General features: G+C 36.5%; 15 protein-coding genes and 2 pseudogenes. 10 read left to right on the top strand and 7 right to left on the bottom strand.

The features are described from left to right. The first annotated feature begins 77 nt into the window (after window positions 1-77). From M2306_RS11330 to M2306_RS11320, 3 genes and pseudogenes are all read left to right on the top strand, one after another. Window positions 78-830 (top strand): nucleotidyltransferase domain-containing protein, encoded by a 753-nt coding sequence (locus tag M2306_RS11330; protein WP_115092545.1) that lies wholly within the window; start codon window positions 78-80, stop codon window positions 828-830. Next, window positions 827-1,886: pseudogene (locus M2306_RS11325) on the top strand (nucleotidyltransferase domain-containing protein). Before M2306_RS11330 ends, M2306_RS11325 begins: the two are co-directional and overlap by 4 nt. Before the next feature lie 129 nt (window positions 1,887-2,015). Continuing rightward, complete coding sequence (locus tag M2306_RS11320) at window positions 2,016-3,446, top strand: RtcB family protein (RefSeq protein WP_115092547.1); 1,431 nt, start codon at window positions 2,016-2,018, stop codon at window positions 3,444-3,446. Between the two features lie 62 nt (window positions 3,447-3,508). Here the strand turns inward: M2306_RS11320 and M2306_RS11315 are convergent, their stop codons facing one another. The 3 genes from M2306_RS11315 to M2306_RS11305 form a co-directional block, all read right to left on the bottom strand. Further along, window positions 3,509-4,156 carry a DUF4272 domain-containing protein gene (locus M2306_RS11315; RefSeq protein ID WP_115092548.1) on the bottom strand — a complete coding sequence of 216 codons (648 nt, stop codon included), beginning with the start codon at window positions 4,154-4,156 and terminating at the stop codon, window positions 3,509-3,511. Window positions 4,157-4,204: 48 nt separating this feature from the next. Next, entirely contained in the window at window positions 4,205-5,086 is an 882-nt protein-coding gene (locus M2306_RS11310; protein ID WP_115092549.1) for an alpha/beta fold hydrolase, read from the bottom strand. Window positions 5,087-5,308: 222 nt separating this feature from the next. Beyond that, window positions 5,309-6,025 (bottom strand): DUF1963 domain-containing protein, encoded by a 717-nt coding sequence (locus tag M2306_RS11305; RefSeq protein WP_115092550.1) that lies wholly within the window; start codon window positions 6,023-6,025, stop codon window positions 5,309-5,311. A 32-nt stretch (window positions 6,026-6,057) separates the two neighbouring features. Between M2306_RS11305 and M2306_RS11300 the strand changes: the two genes are divergently transcribed. Further along, window positions 6,058-6,525 carry a hypothetical protein gene (locus M2306_RS11300; RefSeq protein ID WP_236594066.1) on the top strand — a complete coding sequence of 156 codons (468 nt, stop codon included), beginning with the start codon at window positions 6,058-6,060 and terminating at the stop codon, window positions 6,523-6,525. 10 nt (window positions 6,526-6,535) lie between these two features. Here M2306_RS11300 and M2306_RS11295 read toward each other — a convergent pair whose 3' ends face one another. Together M2306_RS11295 and M2306_RS11290 are read right to left on the bottom strand one after the other, a co-directional pair. After that, window positions 6,536-6,766, bottom strand: coding sequence for a hypothetical protein (locus tag M2306_RS11295; protein ID WP_498882862.1), 231 nt, complete (start codon window positions 6,764-6,766; stop codon window positions 6,536-6,538). Continuing rightward, window positions 6,747-7,187, bottom strand: a complete 441-nt coding sequence (locus M2306_RS11290; RefSeq protein WP_498882861.1) for a DUF6266 family protein — start codon at window positions 7,185-7,187, stop codon at window positions 6,747-6,749. The genes M2306_RS11295 and M2306_RS11290 overlap by 20 nt, the downstream gene beginning before the upstream one ends. Before the next feature lie 568 nt (window positions 7,188-7,755). Between M2306_RS11290 and M2306_RS11285 the strand changes: the two genes are divergently transcribed. The 6 genes and pseudogenes from M2306_RS11285 (at window position 7,756) to M2306_RS11260 (ending at window position 13,069) form a co-directional block, all read left to right on the top strand. Next, window positions 7,756-8,151, top strand: a complete 396-nt coding sequence (locus M2306_RS11285; protein ID WP_115092552.1) for a (deoxy)nucleoside triphosphate pyrophosphohydrolase — start codon at window positions 7,756-7,758, stop codon at window positions 8,149-8,151. Between the two features lie 95 nt (window positions 8,152-8,246). Beyond that, window positions 8,247-8,612 (top strand): annotated as a pseudogene (locus tag M2306_RS11280) (phospholipase D-like domain-containing protein); the annotation flags it as partial. Between the two features lie 42 nt (window positions 8,613-8,654). After that, the gene (locus tag M2306_RS11275; protein WP_498882860.1) at window positions 8,655-11,039 is read left to right on the top strand and encodes a DUF3427 domain-containing protein; all 2,385 of its coding nucleotides are present in this window, start codon (window positions 8,655-8,657) and stop codon (window positions 11,037-11,039) included. A gap of 57 nt (window positions 11,040-11,096) precedes the next feature. Then, window positions 11,097-11,933 (top strand): tetratricopeptide repeat protein, encoded by an 837-nt coding sequence (locus tag M2306_RS11270; RefSeq protein ID WP_259187817.1) that lies wholly within the window; start codon window positions 11,097-11,099, stop codon window positions 11,931-11,933. Window positions 11,934-11,977: 44 nt separating this feature from the next. Further along, complete coding sequence (locus M2306_RS11265) at window positions 11,978-12,388, top strand: cytochrome c (protein ID WP_115092555.1); 411 nt, start codon at window positions 11,978-11,980, stop codon at window positions 12,386-12,388. A gap of 141 nt (window positions 12,389-12,529) precedes the next feature. Then, entirely contained in the window at window positions 12,530-13,069 is a 540-nt protein-coding gene (locus tag M2306_RS11260) for a hypothetical protein (protein WP_115092556.1), read from the top strand. 283 nt (window positions 13,070-13,352) lie between these two features. Here the strand turns inward: M2306_RS11260 and M2306_RS11255 are convergent, their stop codons facing one another. Together M2306_RS11255 and M2306_RS11250 are read right to left on the bottom strand one after the other, a co-directional pair. Next, window positions 13,353-14,723: a RagB/SusD family nutrient uptake outer membrane protein gene (locus M2306_RS11255; protein WP_259187819.1), complete on the bottom strand. Its 1,371-nt coding sequence runs from the start codon at window positions 14,721-14,723 to the stop codon at window positions 13,353-13,355. 12 nt (window positions 14,724-14,735) lie between these two features. After that, window positions 14,736-17,777: a SusC/RagA family TonB-linked outer membrane protein gene (locus M2306_RS11250; protein ID WP_259187820.1), complete on the bottom strand. Its 3,042-nt coding sequence runs from the start codon at window positions 17,775-17,777 to the stop codon at window positions 14,736-14,738. Window positions 17,778-17,838 lie beyond the last annotated feature (61 nt).

Genomic DNA, 17,838 nt, shown 5'->3' with positions numbered 1-17,838 from the left:
CATAACCCATACCCCATAACCCATAACATAACCAATCACAACTCATAACCACCCACCACCCATAATTCATAAAAAAAATGAAAAAGATAATAGTACAAAAGATAAAAGAAATAGAAGTTACTTATGCAATACAAGTATTGTATGCCTGTGAATCAGGAAGTAGAGCTTGGGGATTTGCTTCATTAGATAGCGATTACGATGTTCGCTTAATTTACAAAAGAGAACACAAAACGTATTTAAGTGTTGTAGATGTACAAGATTTTTTAAACCTGCCTATTGATGAAACTTGGGATTTTAATGCTTGGGATATCAAGAAGGTACTGGGATTATTGTTTAAGTCAAATACAACAATCTTTGAATGGATACAATCACCTATTGTGTATAAAGAAAAGGAAGGTTTCCAAAAAGAATTATGGGAATTATGTCAATTGTATTATTGCCAACAAACGCATGCACATCACTATTTGGGATTAGCAAAGAAGAAGATGAGTAGTATAACAGGGGAACAAATAAAGTATAAAACCTTATTCTATATCTTGAGAGCTTTATTGTCAGCCCACTGGAATGTTCAAATGAATCGCATTGCTCCCATGGAATTTCAACCTTTACTCGTCCTAGTTGAGGACAAGGAACTAAAAGAATATATTCTTAGGTTGATCAGAATAAAAGAAAGTGGAACAGAACAAGATTGGTATGTTTGGGATTCTACATTGAAAACTTATGTGTATGATTTATATGAGAAACTATCTCGATCAACAGTAACAAAAAGTAAAGGACATTTCGATGTAGAACAAGTGAATCTGTTTTTTAGAAAGGAGATTATAAAATGACAATTGATGAAATGAAAGCCCAAGAATTGGTGCTTTTTGAGTGTATAAGCGGAAGTCGAGCCTATGGTTTGGCTACAAAAGATTCGGATACAGATATCCGCGGAGTATTCTATCTGCCGAAAGAACAATTTTATGGATTGAACTATATCCCTCAAATTAGCAATGAAACGAATGATATTGTATATTATGAGCTAGGCCGGTTTATCGAATTGCTGCGTAAGAATAATCCAAATATATTAGAACTTTTAGCTACTCCGGAGGAATTTGTATTATTTAAGCATCCCATATTCGATAAGATTCGATTAGAGGATTTTTTATCTAAATTGACTAAAGAAGCCTTTGCAGGTTATGCTATGAGTCAGGTAAAAAAAGCCAAAGGATTGAATAAAAAAGTTTTTCATCCTATGGATAAACAACGCAAAGAGCTTTTGGATTTTTTGTTATGTTCTCGATGGAGAGAAAACTGTAGAGCTAAGAAAATGGTTGCAAGTGAATAATAAACATCAAGCACAATGCGGATTGGTCAAAGTCAATCACATGAAAGATCTATATGCCTTGTTTTACGATGAGCAAGGTGATAAAGGCTATAAGGGGATTGTGCGTTTGGATGAATCTAATCAAGTATGCCTGAGTAGTATTCCTAAAGATGAGCAAATACAAGCGTATTTGTTGTGTAAAATGGATGAATACTCCAGTTATTGCAAACAGTATAAAGAATACTGGGATTGGATGGAGAAGCGAAATGAAACACGCTATCAAACGACAGTAAATCACGGAGGTGGATATGACAGTAAGAACATGATGCATACGATTCGATTAATGCTTACTGCACGTGATATATTGAAGAATAATACACTACAAATCTTTACACCATACCGAGAGGAACTACTCAAGATTAAAGCAGGACATTACAGTTATGACGAGCTATTGGATAAAGTGACTCAGTTAAACGAGGAAATAGAACAGTATTACGCGGATTCAACTTTGTTGAGTAAACCTAGTGTAGCACTAGCAGAGAGAATAGTTGTTGAGCTAAGAGAAGAGCTTTATGGTTAAGAGTTAAGGGTTAAGAGTTAAGGAGGAACTGTTAATGGTTTACACTCATAATCTCATAATCTCATAACTCATAACCACTCACCACCCATAGCCCATAACCCACCACCCATAACCAAAAAAAACAAAAAAATGAAACAAAATACACAAATAAACGGAAACGATTTAATCGCATTAGGATATCCAGAAACAGCTTTGTTGGGTATTGCATTAAAAATAAATAAAAAGCGAACAGGATTAACAAAAGTGGAGATGTTGGCCCATTACAAAATGGTTTTAACTCAGGCTGAGGATTATATCAATCACAACGTGTTTGGAAAGCTAGCTACTGCCATTATCGAAGGGGTTGGACAACACGTAGAGGAAGAGGTAATCCCGTTAAGAGAAGAGGCTGTTGGATATAGTGTCTATGGATCAGATTATATTGAAGAAGGGGCTATTCGACAAATGGAAACAGCAGTGAAATTACCTGTGGCAGTTGCTGGAGCGTTGATGCCCGATGCGCACCAAGGATATGGATTGCCTATTGGAGGGGTATTAGCAACAGAAAATGCCGTTATCCCTTATGGTGTGGGCGTTGATATTGGATGTCGAATGGCGTTGTCTATTTTTGATATCAAGGGAATTGAATTCTACGGAATGGAAGCCTTATTAAAAGAACAATTGGTGAAACACACGAAGTTTGGTGCAGGACATGGATTCCACGGACAATACAAGGCGGAACATGATATTCTGGATCGTGGGGAATTCAATTTGAATCCCTTCATTAAGAACTTACAAGATAAAGCATGGGAACAGTTGGGATCTTCTGGTGGAGGAAATCACTTTGTTGAATGGGGATTGATGGAGTTCATGGAACGTGATGAGGTGTTGAATATCGAAAAAGGAACCTATTTAGCGCTGTTAACACACTCAGGATCTCGAGGAATGGGAGCAACGATTGCAGGACGTTATACACAGATTGCCAAGGAACAATGCAAATTGCCGTATGAAGCAAAGAACTTGGCTTATTTGGATATGAACTCTGAAGCCGGACAAGAATATTGGGCTTTGATGAATCTCGCAGGAGATTATGCATCGGCTTGTCATGAGGTGATTCACGCTAAATTAACCCAAGCCATTGGGGCTGAAGTATTAGCTAAAGTTGAAAACCACCATAATTTTGCGTGGAAAGAAATGTACCAAGGAAAAGAGGTGATTGTACACCGTAAAGGAGCTACACCTGCGAGTAAAGGTGTGATGGGAATTATTCCAGGATCGATGACTGCACCCGGATTTTTAGTTCGCGGAAAAGGAGAAGAAGAGGCTTTAAACTCAGCATCACATGGAGCAGGACGACAAATGAGTCGAACACAAGCGATTAAAACGCTAAAATCAAGCGATATTAAAGCCGTTTTATCCGATCATGGTGTAGAACTTATCGGAGCAGGAAAAGATGAAGCACCGATGGCGTATAAGGATATTCATCAAGTGATGGCCGCTCAAGGTGATTTAGTAGATGTGGTTGCCATGTTTACACCTAAAATTGTCCGTATGGCTGATGATGGAAGTAGAGAAGATTGAGTTGGTTAATGGTTTGCGGTTTACAGTTTACGGTTTGTAGCTAACTGTAAACCGTCAACTTATTATGTTCCCATTTCGATTTCATCCCAATCCGTCTCTTTGTTTATTAACCATTCTAAAGCACGACGACGTTCATAAACAAGACCTTCATTGATGACTGCTTCTTGTCCTTTTAGGCGTTCATCCACACAATACCAATGTAAGCGATAGTAGAAATCGAGCATCGAATAAATATCTTCAGTGGTGTGCATCGTCGTTACTTCTTGTAATCGATGATTGTCTTCTCCTTCTTCTAAATTAGGTAACATTGAGGCCATTGATTCTTCATTCCATTGGGTTTCATCCAGATGAGGAATCATTTTCGTTGCCCACATCAAAGCCCATAACGCTTCCAAATACCAACGAAGGGTATTAATCTCATATTGATCTAAATCCTCCTGTGTTTTGGTCAAAATTTCTTTTTCCCACGTAGATAAATGATGCGATAACTGTTGATCTTCGATCCATTGTTTAATTATTTCTACCGGAGCTTCAAATGAAATATTAATCAAGGCATTCATCACTGACATGCGACCAATTAATTCGTCTTGGCTGCGCAAATTGGGGTTTTCTAAAATAGGTAACCAATCAATGTAGCGGTAGTTCTTTTTTGCAATACGCGCAATATTAGCTTCTTTGATTGCGATACGCTGTTCTTCCGTAAGATTCATAGCAGTTGTTTTTGTTTGTGATAAAGATAAAAGAAATAAGAAACTTTATTATCCCTGATTTTGGCTAAAAGCATCCAACAGGAGTGCATATCGATCAGCGTGTAAATCGTGCCCCATATTTTCAATCAACATCAATTTTGAATGAGGGATAGCCGCGTGTAAATCCAAACCATGTGGCGGAGGAAAAATAGGGTCAATTGTTCCATGCATCACTAATACGGGGCATTGAATACCCGCTGTAATAGCAGGATTATACGGGGTAAAACCAACAGCTGCTACATGCAGTAAAGTTTGGTTGGATGTTGGATTTCGATTGTAATCCTCTTCAATTAATTCCTTTTCTTCTTCTGCGTTGAAGGATACATCCGTACTTGAAATACGTTGAATAAACGCCAGTCTTGCTGCGAGATGATCCGCTTTAGCAGTAGAATAAGAAGGCAGTGGGCTCATCATTTGTTGCATCACTGTTGCCTCCGTTTGTGGTAAAGTTGGGTTAAGCGATGTTGACATGATAATCACCAAAGACAACACGCGTTCTTTATGTTGACTTCCTAAAATTTGTGCGACAATTCCACCCATAGAGCGTCCCATGATGTGTGCCTTTTCAATGTGCAACTGGTCGAGGAGTTGAATCGCATCTTGCGCTAAATCATACAGCGAATAAAAAGGAGGTTCCATTTTTCCCTTTTGTAAAGCAGCCATGAGTTCACCAGGATTCGTAATCGCTGGAGTGGTAAAAGTAGAACAACCCGTATCACGATGATCATATCGAATCACGTAAAACCCACGTTGAGCAAGTTGCTGACAAAAAGGAACGGTCCATCGGGTCATCGAGGTTCCTAAACCACCAATTAAGAGCACACAAGGATCTTTTGGAGATCCAAAATCTTGGTAGCAAAGGGTTAATTGTGGAGTTTGTATATAAGGCATTGTTTTATTTTTTGTGAGGTTAAAGTAATACGTGTAATCAATCTCTAGTAGTATGTTACTTTGAAATAGAAAGGATTACATTCAGTACTTTGACAATAGGTTAATCGTTTTTCTTTTTTAATAGCATTGGTTGGTTGTGCTGTAAAGTTAAGGCATACAGATTAAAAAAATCTACTTGTTACGCCAGTAGACCCTTCACAACTTCATAAAAAAAGGAATAAACTACGATTGTGCCCAATAAAACTCGCAATGATCAAAATTCAATTGTTGTAAATCGGCTTTGGGAATTAAAACAGAAAACACACCGTCATCATTGAATTCATTTTCTCCCACTTGAAAGAGTACGATTTTATCGGATTCCATCACTTCTTCAATTTCTTCTTTGCCCAACTGGCAATGGGTAAATAGTCCAAAGATTTTTGAACGAAGCGTACCGCCAAAATAATCCCAATAATACCCATCTTCATCGGCGTCATCTTCCTCATAATCTTCTTCCGGTAGATAGTAACGATCACTCCATTGATCTGTATCAGTATAAATGCGATCAATTAAAACACCATAGAAAAAGTTGTCCTCATGCTCTACAATGGTGCGAATCAACGTTTCATTTGGAATATCTGCATAGATTACTTTTCCTTCCTCTGTCATAATATTGACAAAGAAGAGGAGTTGTCCTGTTTTTGGAAGAAGCCCTGTTTTGTCATAAGGAGCAAATTGTGTCAAGTCCAATTGTCCTGCAAAACGCAATCCTTCGGGATGATCTATCCCTGGAGGTAAATCAATAACGGGGCCTCCATAACGCGAATGCCCGAGCGGAATAGTGATTTCAGTATGAGGAACATCTCGTTCTTTCATCCAGTTTTGGCGACCTAAAAAAACAGGAAAGTATTGTTGTTTAGCCGCTTCAAAGCGGATGATATCAAAGGTTTTATCGTACATTCGTTTACAATTAAAATAAAATTAAAGATAATTTGTTTCAAGTAAAGATGAAGAATCAAACGGTAAAAAAAACACGCTGGACTACCTACTTTTTACATTGGATGCCCTTTGTACTGTTGGGGTATCTCCAAGCGATTCTAGCGATGGCTCCATTCAAGGAACAACCATCGAGCAACCTTTCCTTTGACTTTTATACGGATGTGTTCTGGGCCGTTGGTATTACTAGTATACTGTATCTGCTTTTGCTACTTCTGATACAGCGTATTCATCAACAATTAATCCAATTTATCCTCCACGGTTTACTCGTTGCTCTCTTGTGGTTTTGGATCGATTGGGGAATTTTTGAAGATCGAGAAGCGGGCTGGAGTACGTATACCACCAAAGAATCCCTATATGCAACAGCAGGGTATAGCCTTTGGTGGGTGCTGGGCGGTTGTGGTTTGTTTTTGTTGGGGAGTTGGAGGATTCAGCAAGCCTTAAAAAACAAAATTTCCCTATAAGTGAAACAACTTATGCTTCCCGCATTAGCAAACGATATTGACTGGAACTGTTTCTTTTGTTCGCTGTAGATACCCAAATACTCCAAAGGTGAATGCGTTTATTTTCCCAAGTACTAGGGAGCTGAATTTGACATTGTCCCTCTTGACGCTTGCCGATGTTAAGATAAATAGTACTTGCATCACACACATCATCATAGAGAACAAGGGTTAGCTCATCTTCATTATGGGCGAGTATATTCACCCAATGCGGTGTCCCAAGTTATGAGTAAGCTATTGTTATCTTGTTGTTGAAAAACCTCAACCGTTGCCGCGGGTAGTGTTCCGATGGCTAATAACACCCGTTCAATAACAAGATGAGGAACTTGATCAATGACCTCAAGCCCCTGTTTCATCAACAGGGAAATCAACTGTTCTCTACCCGTTATTTTTTTGTTGTTTACGATCGCTTCAGGATAGTAAAGGTTGACCACCTCACGAATTTTACTGACAAAACTAGAAACCAAGCGAAGCTTATCTTGTTGGAGTTGCTGAAGGGGAGAAGCTTTGCGAGGGAGACGATTCGATTTTATGCGTAATAAATCCCTTCCTCTCCATTTCACGCCTACAAGATTGCCAATTTTTCCAGATACTCCGCCTAATATTCCTTCTTTTAATTCTGCCATAGCTTGTTTTTTTAGCTTGACAAGATAGGGAGAAGCACGATAAAAAAAGTTCATGTATCAAAGGGGATGAAAAAAAATAACAGGTTTATTTGTAGATGGTTAACTTGGGTTTAAAATGAAAATAGTTGTAATTTTAAAGTAGAAGTGTATCCAGATGAGAAAGAAGACAACCTCATCAAAGTAACATCGTTAGGCTTTCTTGGAGTATGGGAGGACATTCCTTGGAGTATCCTTCGACAAAAAGGGTGTTTTGCCTAGTATTCTCCTAGGAATGTCCAAGGAAAGTCGAAGGAAGTATAGGAGAAGGAGGGAGGAGAATAAGGAAAAAGAGAAAGATGTAAGTCGATTACTAATGATAAAACGAATTAATCCAATATTTTTCTATGTTAGAAAGAAGAGTATGATGTTTTTATTAGTGAGGATAAAATGGTATGTTAATTAAATATGCCTAAATTTGATTTATAGAATTCAAATTAATATCTGAAAGAAAGGTCATAATATTTTTCGATTACTTAATTTTATGCGTAGTCTTCTGAATTAAGTAATCAAAAGAGATAAGTTAAATAGTATGAAAAAAGTAGAAGTGGTTGCAGCTATATTAATGCATAATGATGAAATACTTTGTGCACAAAGAGCTGAAAACAAGTTAGAGTATATTTCAAAAAAGTTTGAATTTCCTGGGGGGAAAATTGAAGCAGGAGAAACTCATCAAGAAGCTTTAAAAAGAGAATTACAAGAAGAACTAGATATAAATCCTGAAATCAATGAGCTTTATCTTACCGTAGTCCATCAGTATCCAGATTTTGAATTGACAATGCATAGTTTTGTATGTAAAATGCCTAATAGAAAAATCACTTTAAAAGAACATATTTCATATGTATGGTTAAAGAAAGAAGATTTCTTAGAATTAGATTGGGCTGCTGCGGATTTACCTATTGTGTATAAAATGATGCAAGATGAATGAAAATCTACGCCTTGATTTTATTGAAGGGATTCATAAAGGGTTTTTGGATAAAAATATCGTGTCTAATTCTACGAATATTCCTAGGCTTTTAACGAATAAAGAGATTCCTAAAGAAAAAAGTATTATCTACATTATTACAAGAATTAGATACTTGTAAAGAATTTTTTATTTCTGTTGCCTTTGTTACAACAAGTGGTATTGCTGTATTATTTAATACGCTTATTGCATTAGAAAAAAGAAATATAAAGGGGAAAGTCTTAGTATCTCAATATTTAAATTTCACTCAACCTGAGGCACTTAAAAAGCTAAAAGCTTTTAGAAATATAGAACTTAAAATTTCTACGGAGAATAATACACATACAAAAGGGTATATTTTCCGAAAAGAAGATCATCATACTATTATTATAGGTAGTAGTAATTTAACAGCTAATGCCCTAACTGTAAATAAGGAATGGAATCTTAAAATATCGGGTTTACATGCGAGTGGTATTGTAAATGATGTTTTGGATGAGTTTCATCGTAATTTTGAAGAGGCTTTAGTGGTAACAGAGAAATATATTGCTTCTTATGAGGAACTATATATTAAACAAAGAGTTATTAATCGATTAGAGATAAATGAGGCTAAAAGTGAAGTAGTTATTAAGCCGAATAAAATGCAACAGGCTGCTTTAGAAAATTTGAATAAATTAAGGTTAGCAAACAAAAATAAAGGATTGATAATTTCCGCCACTGGGACAGGAAAAACATATCTATCTGCATTTGATGTGAAAAATTTTAACCCTAAAAAGATGCTATTTGTAGTACATCGTTTAAATATTGCAAATGATGCTCTGAATACATTTAGAACATTATTAGGTGATACTAGAACGTATGGACTTTTTTCTGGTGATCAACGTGCTTTAGATGCAGATTTTATTTTTTCAACAATCCAGACAATATGTAAAGAGGAAAATCTGTTGAAGTTTAAAAAGACGCATTTTGATTACATTATAATTGATGAATCTCATCGTTCAGGAGGAGATTCATATTTACGACTATTGGATTATTTTAGCCCTAAGTTTTTATTAGGAATGACTGCAACGCCTGAACGTACTGATGGGTTTGATATTTTTGGTCTTTTTGATCATAATATTGCTTACGAGATAAGGCTACATACAGCAATGCAAGAAAAGATGTTGAGTGATTTTCATTACTATGGAATTTCTGATTTGTTAGTCGATGATAAGTATAGAGAAGATACTAGAGATTTTAATTTGTTATCGGATAGTGAAAGAGTAAATAAAATTATATTTAACGCTAAACGTTTTGGAAGTGACAGTGGTATCATTAGAGGTTTAGTGTTTTGTTCAAGTAATGTTGAAGCCGCATTTTTATCATTAAGATTTAATGAAAATGGATTTAAAACCCTTGCATTATCAGGTAAAAGTACTGAGTTAGAACGCGTGCAAGCTATTGCTAGATTGGAATCTGAGGACAGTATTGAAAAATTAGATTATATTTTTACTGTAGATATTTTTAATGAAGGAATAGATATACCCAAGATAAATCAAATACTGATGATTAGACCTACTGAGTCTGCAATTGTTTTTGTACAGCAATTAGGTCGTGGGTTGAGGAAAGCAGAAAATAAAGAATTTCTAACTATCGTTGATTTCATAGGGAATTATAAAAATAATTATTTAATTCCTATTGCATTATATGGGGATACTTCTTTTAATAAGGATACCTTGAGAAAACTTATTTCTGAAGGTAGTAAACAGTTGCCAGGAGCCTCTACAATTAATTTTGATGAGATAACAAAAGAAAAAATTTATGAATCGATTGCTACGGTAAATATGACTACGTTAGCTGATTTAAAGAAAGATTATCAATTATTAAAATTTAGATTGGGAAGAATACCTTGGATGGTCGATTTTCTAAAATATGAATCTCGAGATCCTTATCAGTTTGTCATTTATTCTAAAAGGTCATATTATGATTTTGTTTTTAAGGTTGATGATAGTTTTGATAATGTATTAGATAAGGCTAAATCTGATTTACTCGCTTTGTTTTCAAAAGAAATTAATAATGCAAAAAGAGTTGAGGAAAGCTTTCTGCTACTAAAAATAATTGAACAGGGTGAAATAGAAATAACAACATTTAAAGAATTAATTCAAAAAGAATTTCAATACTTAGTATCAAATGAAACTATAGAATCATGTATTCGAAATATTAATTTTGAGTTTTATCTTAGACCTAAAAGTTCATTAATCATTCCAACTCCTTGTAATATCTTATTGAAGCATAATGGATCATTTAGATTTAGCAATATGTTTAAGGAGATGTTGAACGATGTATGTTTTAAAGATTTTCTATTAGATTCTATTAACTATTCGATACAAGTCTTTAAAGAAAATTATAAAAGAGAGAATTTTAGAGATGGACTAATTTTGTACAATAAGTATAGTCGAAAAGATGTTTGTCGTATTCTTAATTGGACTAAAGATATCAGTAGTACTTTATATGGCTATAGAACAGTAAATGAAATTACTCCTTGTTTTGTAACGTATCATAAATCAAATGATATTGAGGAAACAATTAAGTATAATGATCATTTTATTAATCCTTCAGTTTTTGCATGGGAATCAAGATCTAGACTGAAATTAGAAAGTATTGAAATAAAAAAGATTCTAGATTCTAAGAGAATTCTATTATTTGTAAAGAAGGAAGACGGTGAAGGAACAGATTTTTATTATATGGGAGATGTAAGAATAATTGAAGGTTCCGTAAAACAAAGTTATATGTCAGATTCAGAATTACCAGTTGTTCATTTTAATTTTCAGTTAGAGCAACCAGTAATTGAGGAGTTGTATGATTATATCACATCTGGATCAGTAAAGAAAAAATAAGTAACGAAGATTGATATAAGTTTTTCATTCGATATTACCCTTACATTTAATAAAAACATGAAATACCTCCCATTGATTTTATTGCTTTTCATCAGTTGTCAACAGATTCAAGGACAGCAAGACTTGAAACAACCTCCGCTTACTCCAGAGCAAAAGGCCAAGCAAGACAGCATTATTGAGACTTATGCGACGAATAAAGCCCACCGCTATAACTATAGCTTTAATCTGAAAGAATGGCAAGACGCTTTGGATGAAGGGCTCGCTCAAGATTCGACCATTGCCTATTTGTGGCAGCAGAAAGCCATGCCTTATTTTAAAAGTAGAAAATATGAAGTGGGAGTGGAATATATAGATAAAGCCGTACAGTATGACCCAGAGCGTTATTTGGGCTACCGCGCTTTTATCAAATGTGTATTTTCAAAAAACTATCGCGATGCCATTGCTGATTTCGAAACTTGTATGGCCAATTGGGGCGATCGCTATGAAATGGATCACACCTATACCTTTTACATTGGCTTATCGTATTTACAACTGAATGAATTTGATAAAGCCGAGACCTATTTTAAACGAGCGGTAGCCAAGCAGAAAGAAGTATTCCCTGATGTACATCACTTGGAACTCTTCTATTTGGGTATTGTTTGTTATGAACAAGAGCGCTTTACAGAAGCTATCGCTTATTTTGAACAAGCTGTAGTTAACTACAAAGAATTTTCAGATGCTTATTATTATAAGGGATTGAGTCAATGGAAAATGAAAGAATCAGAGGAAAAAATCAAAGCAACTTCAGATTTGTTTTTTACCTATAACCAACAGGGTTTTTCAATTAATGAAGCCAATGCTATTTATGAACGATATCCGTATCAGATACCTAAACAACAACCTATTTCGGATTAAAAACAAAAAGTTTAACGTATCTTAGTGGGACGCAATAGCTGTATATGAAGACGAATCGGAAGTATATTGTACAATTTGTTTGGGGTGTTTCTGGCATCCTGATTATGGCTTTGATTTTATTTGGCGGACTTTTTTATTTTGGGGAACAGCAGAGAACACCTGTAGTGATAAATGAAAGTGGCTTTTGCGGAGTCCCTAATCTACCTGAAGACATGCAAAGAGGAAAAGAATTATTTGATCAAAATTGCTTTGCGTGTCATAAACTAGAGATTAATGTACTTGGACCTGCACTAAAAAATACAGACCATTTGGTTGTACATACGTGGTTGTTCGGTGAACCAAATAAAAAGGATCAAGTAGAATATGGATGGATGTTTCATGTTCAAACATTTAAAGACCAAATATCAGAAGCAGAAAGTTTAGCGATTAGTTCCTATTTGAATCAGACAAACTAATAAGATGAAAAAGAGGGACTCTGAAGAAAAGGAAACTATTGATAAACGTGATTTCGATTAGTTGCCAAAACAGCACGTAAATTACAAGAACTGTATTAACTTTCACGCCAGAAATACTACCTTTGTAGTAAACCGACTCACATGAAAAAACTATTGACATTAGCCATCGTATGCCTGTTTACCCTAGCGTGTAAACAAAATACACAACAAGAAGCACCTGCCCATCAAGCAACAACCAAAGAAGAAGTTGCTAAAGCTTTTGAAAGTACGGCTGCATTGAAAAAGATAAGCAGTGAATTGCTTGTTCCCATGGAGATTGTTGAACCCGCTTCTAAAGACGTAACAACCAAATACGGATTAGAATTTGGAGGAAACTGTTATGCATGTGATGTGGTGAACATCTTAATTGATGGAGAGATGATTAATTTGATGAATGCATGTGATTTACACAGTCAGGTTTCATATACCATAGAATCAGTGGAAGAAAAAGGCAAGCAAATTAGCATTCGCACCCAATCTCATACCTTTGTATTTGAACAAGTAGATGAATATCCAGTATATAGTTTGAAGGTCATTGGTGAAGAAATTGATGAATCGATGTTTAGAGAAGCTTCTTTTTATACGTTGCGCAGTTTGTTAGAAACATTTGAAGTACACGATTGTGGAGATTTTGAAGGATAAAGAATTATAAAATATAAAAAGCCCTTAGTAAACACTAAGGGCTTTTTATATTTTGCTTTTTTGTTTTTTTGCTTTTTTGAAGAATTGTCGATTAAAGAAAGAATGCTCTTAACCCATAACCCATCACTCATAACCATAACCATAACCCTCCCAAATCAATTGGAGAGGAGAAAGTAGGAAAGCGAGAGAAGTAAATTTTCGATTAAAACAGCGTTACTTCTTTAATCGATAAATCTTACGATTTCACGATCTCACAAAAAACAAACCTCACGAAAAACAAACCTCACAAATTAGGATTACTCTGTACTTCTTTCAACGGAATAGGCAATTGATATAATGGGCTACCAAAAAGCAGTTGTTTACTATCCGTAGCGGCGGCTAAATCTTCTGTATTTCGTTCCAGGGGTTGCCCTAATCGCTTTAAGTCAAAGTAACGATGTCCTTCGAAGGCTAATTCCTTGAATCGCTCTGTTAAAATAACAGATTCATCCAATTCCGTTATCGTGATTTCTTCTCCCATTCGTGCCTCTATTAGCGCTTGCATATCGCGTATTCCCAACGCAGTAGCACCTGTTCGGAAATAGGCTTCTGCGCGAATCAAATATACTTCTGCTAGGCGAAATACGGGTAAATCACTGATGCGATTCTCATTTCCTTCTCCGGAGTATTTGGCAATTTGATTCGCCTGCTCTTCTCCAAAGAAAAGCGAGAAACGCACGTCTTCTTCCTCATAGGATTGGATTAGTTTCGTTGAACCATAAAACAAACTCTTTCCCGTATTGAAGTTGTACCATAGGGTATTGGGACGTAGGTCATCTTCATTGTTTCTTGCCAATTTGAAAATCACTTCTGCCGTTTGATTGGCTCTCCATAAGGCAGTGTATTGCTCCTTTGTAGCTAAGGCATATTGCGTCATGACTTTTGTTGCATAGGTAATGGCTCGAGGATACTCTTTTTGGTAAAGGGCTACTCGTGCAGCTAAAGCATAAGTAGCATCTAGTGAAAATCGAGTCGGCGCATGCGTATTCGTCAAGTGTTCTTCTGCAGCTTGCAAGTCTTTCCATACAAGAGTATAAAAGTCAGCTAGGGGCGTTTTTCCTGGTTTTTGAAATAAATCGGTACTCGTAACATAAGGAATAGTCAAAGTGTGTCCCTTTTTTGCATCAGAATCACCAAAGATGCGATGCAGTTCAAAGTGAACCATAGCACGCAATCCTTTTAATTCTCCTTCCAATATCGCCATAGCTTCCTTATCTTCCGCAGATTCTTGTGGTACGCGATCTTTATTTTCCAATAGTGTATTGATTTTATAAAGGGCATGATAGTAATCTTTCCACGTTTCATGAAGGATTTCATCATCTGAGCTATAGGTCCATCGGTTCAGGTGAACGGCATAACCGTCTACTCCTGTATTCTCACTACTCAATTTACATTCATCCGCCATAATGGATCCCAATAAGGTAGAGTTTTCCAAGTGTAAGTTGTTGTAAACTCCGACTACACCATATTCAAAGTAGCGTACGGATTTGTAAATCTGATCGGAATCCACATTTTCCTTCGGATCAAGATCTAACATGCGATCACAACTCGCCAAAAAGACAAGAGTGAGTAGAAGAAGGAAGCTGTTTCTTAGGGTATATGTTGTTGTATGCATCTGTATTATCTTTTAGAAAATTACTTTTAAACCTGCTGTGATAGTGCGAGGAAGAGGGTATTCATATTGGTACCAATTGTTGTCATCTTCAGGATCTTGTCCTTTCCATTTGGTCCAGGTAATTAAATTCGACCCTTGTGCAAAGACATTTACTTCTTTGATGAATTTACCTGCTCTACCCAAATCAGTGAATTTGTAGTTGACGTTTAAATTTCTCAGTTTCAGATAATCTGCACGTTGTAGCTCACGATCAGTTAAGTATCTGGTGTGGCTTGGATGTGGATTACTGCTTTCATCTCCTGGTTTTTGCCAGAAATCTAACATGCTAGTCGATTGGTTGTAAATGCGGTAATTCGGATCCGCTGAGGTACGATAGAACTCTCCCGTATTCAAACGATACATTCCTTTGATGAACGAAAATAACGCACTTACTTCTACGTTCTTGTATCGGAAACTCGTCGTGATTCCACCTTTCCAAGAGGGATCAAAGCTCCCTTTCACTAAAACGGCATTTTCTGGATCATAAACATCCGTAATATTGCCTTCTTTGTCTAAATATTGAGGTGCTCCTGTTTGGGAGTTCACGCCTGCCCAACGCACCATATAAAAGTGTCCCAATGATTTTCCTACCTGATGGATGGAGTAATCTTCAGTGACGATATCGTCTTCCTCTCCTAAGCTGAGGATTTTATTCTTGTTGAAAGCCAGGTTAAGCCCCATATTCCAAGTGAAATCTCCCTGTCTAATAATATCTCCAGCGATTTTGAACTCTATGCCTCGGTTGCGAATTTTTCCTAGATTAGAAGGAAGGGATTCAAAGCCAGAAGTCATAGATAAGGTGCGGTCAATAAATAAATCACTCGTAATTCGGTTGTAGAAATCAATTTCTGCAACGAGGCGATTTTTAAAGAATCCCACTTCAAGACCCAGATCGAAAATTCGATTCATCTCCCAGTTGTAGTTGGCATTCCCTGGTGTTGTTGGCACCAATCCCGTTTGCCCATTGTATTGTCCAGGGCCATATAAACGACGGTAACCAAAATCACTAGCGAACCCATTGGCATTTCCAGTTAATCCGTAACTAATACGCATTCTTGCAGTAGAGATTACTTCGTTGTCAATAAGGAAATCTTCGTATTTCATGTTCCAGTTTCCGCCTAATGCATAGAAATACTTGTAGCGATTCGCTGAAGGAACACGAGAAGAACCATCGCGTCTTACACTACCACTCAGGGTGTATTTATTTTCATACGAATAACGCAATAAGGCGATTTGAGAAACCAATAGGTTTTCTGATGCACCACCTTCTACTTTGGGAATAAAATCGTTTTCTGGTGTTCCAGGTGTGATACCTGAAGGCGTTTGATCCAATCCGTTAATTAGTCCAAATCCAGTAAATCCGTGGTAATCGTATTTATAGCGATTCATTTCTACTAATCCAATGGCTTCTACTTCATGGTTGTCCCATTGGGTTCTATAGTTGAAACCAAAATTACTCATCGTACTGATTTTATTTTGATCGCCTTGGCTGTACATCCCTTGTCCACCTTCTTCAACTAATTCACCAAAATAGGTATCGGGTTTGATGATGTGGGTATTGGAGTATTTACTATAATCCACCCCAAGCGTTGAGGTTAATTTCAATTCATCCGTTAAGGCATAAGAGAAATTCCCAGAGAGCACTCCTTTTAAACCAATCGTTTTTCGATTCACATCTTGATACATGGCCAATGCATTTGTTCCGAAGCGATTAGCACCTGGTTGCAATTGCCCATTTTCATCATAGGGATTTTCATAAGGCAAAGCAAAGTAAAGAGAGGCTACAGGGTTGGTTTCGCTGACGTCAAAATCTGATTCCGACTCTTTACTGTTGCTTTGTGCCAAGTTGATGAAAAAATCAGCTTTAAATCGTTTACTTTGGTGGTGAATATTGGAGTTAATATTAAATCGTTCTAAGCCTGAATTATACAAAACACCTTCTTGCTTGTAATAATTGAAAGCAGTATAGTGTTGTGTTTTTTCATTTCCACTGGTTAAACTCAAGGCGTGGGATTGAATAATCCCTTTGCGCAAAATCTTTTTACGCCAATCGATATTGGTTTGTCTGATTTGATTCAACCGTTGTACATCATTTATATAATCTTCATCCGTTTTGGCAACGGTTGTGCCATTCACTATTTTGTATGGATTTTTTTGAGAATACGCCCATCCTGGTAAATCAGGATCTTGTAATAATTCTTCAAATTCCAAGCGTTGGTTGGTATTCATCATATCCCATTTGCTGTTGTTGGCTTGTGCAAAACCATATTGGGTTTGATAAGTTACTTGTAAAGGGGTATTGGCCATCCCTTTTTTCGAAGTAATCACAATAACACCATTGGCTCCTCTAGAACCGTATTGAGCAGTCGCAGCTGCATCCTTTAAAACCGTAATATCCTCAAAGTCTTCGGGAGGAAGAGAGGTAAAGGTCTCTGGCGAAATAGGCATGCCATTTAAGATGTAAAGCGGATTGGTATTTTCATCTTGTAAGGAACCAATTCCGCGGATGGTAACACGGCCTGGTGTGCCTGGTTGTCCAGATGGTGAAGCAACATACAAACCTGGAACTTGTCCCTGTAGGGCTTGATCCATTGAGCTAACCTGTAATTGATTGAGTGCTTTTGCTTCAATTTTTCCTACAGCACCTGTTGTTCTTCCTTTTGATTGTTTGGTATATCCCGTTATGATAATGCCGTCTAAGACGTTTTCTTCAATAAGTAAATCAATAGTTTCCGGTAGGCTAGTACCGTCAATGGTGATGAATTGCTCTTGATATCCTAAGTAAGACAATCGCAATTGGATGGTTTCTTTTTCTTCTACTTGTAGGTCAAAGGAACCATCCTCTAAAGTGAAACTATATTCTTTTTTGCTCATATTCTCAATCGTCACTCCAGGTAAAGGGAGTAATGTTTCAGCATCTCGCACTAAAATCGGCGTTTTTTTATCATGTGCTTGTGCACTCAATAAGCTGAAACAAAAGAGTAAGGTGGCTAAGAGTCTTTTTGTTTTACGCATTGTGGTTTGCAATTAAATTAGAAGACAAACCTAGTAGGACGAGATTAAAAGGACTTTAAAC

Source organism: Myroides gitamensis (genome assembly GCF_029894455.1).
In the GTDB taxonomy this organism is placed as follows: Bacteria; Bacteroidota; Bacteroidia; order Flavobacteriales; family Flavobacteriaceae; genus Flavobacterium; species Flavobacterium odoratum.
The sequence above is the reverse complement of the archived record's forward strand: the minus strand, read 5'-3'. Positions and strand labels throughout refer to the sequence as shown.

Bases quoted from the DNA above. Each gene is read 5' to 3' on its own strand.
- M2306_RS11305 (WP_115092550.1), bottom strand. From the start codon at position 6,025: ATGTACGATAAAACCTTTGATATCATCCGCTTTGAAGCGGCTAAACAA.
- M2306_RS11265 (WP_115092555.1), top strand. From the start codon at position 11,978: ATGAAGACGAATCGGAAGTATATTGTACAATTTGTTTGGGGTGTTTCT.
- M2306_RS11310 (WP_115092549.1), bottom strand. From the start codon at position 5,086: ATGCCTTATATACAAACTCCACAATTAACCCTTTGCTACCAAGATTTT.
- M2306_RS11315 (WP_115092548.1), bottom strand. From the start codon at position 4,156: ATGAATCTTACGGAAGAACAGCGTATCGCAATCAAAGAAGCTAATATT.
- M2306_RS11260 (WP_115092556.1), top strand. From the start codon at position 12,530: ATGAAAAAACTATTGACATTAGCCATCGTATGCCTGTTTACCCTAGCG.
- M2306_RS11270 (WP_259187817.1), top strand. From the start codon at position 11,097: ATGAAATACCTCCCATTGATTTTATTGCTTTTCATCAGTTGTCAACAG.
- M2306_RS11250 (WP_259187820.1), bottom strand. From the start codon at position 17,777: ATGCGTAAAACAAAAAGACTCTTAGCCACCTTACTCTTTTGTTTCAGC.
- M2306_RS11290 (WP_498882861.1), bottom strand. From the start codon at position 7,187: ATGGCAGAATTAAAAGAAGGAATATTAGGCGGAGTATCTGGAAAAATT.
- M2306_RS11285 (WP_115092552.1), top strand. From the start codon at position 7,756: ATGAAAAAAGTAGAAGTGGTTGCAGCTATATTAATGCATAATGATGAA.
- M2306_RS11330 (WP_115092545.1), top strand. From the start codon at position 78: ATGAAAAAGATAATAGTACAAAAGATAAAAGAAATAGAAGTTACTTAT.
- M2306_RS11320 (WP_115092547.1), top strand. From the start codon at position 2,016: ATGAAACAAAATACACAAATAAACGGAAACGATTTAATCGCATTAGGA.
- M2306_RS11255 (WP_259187819.1), bottom strand. From the start codon at position 14,723: ATGCATACAACAACATATACCCTAAGAAACAGCTTCCTTCTTCTACTC.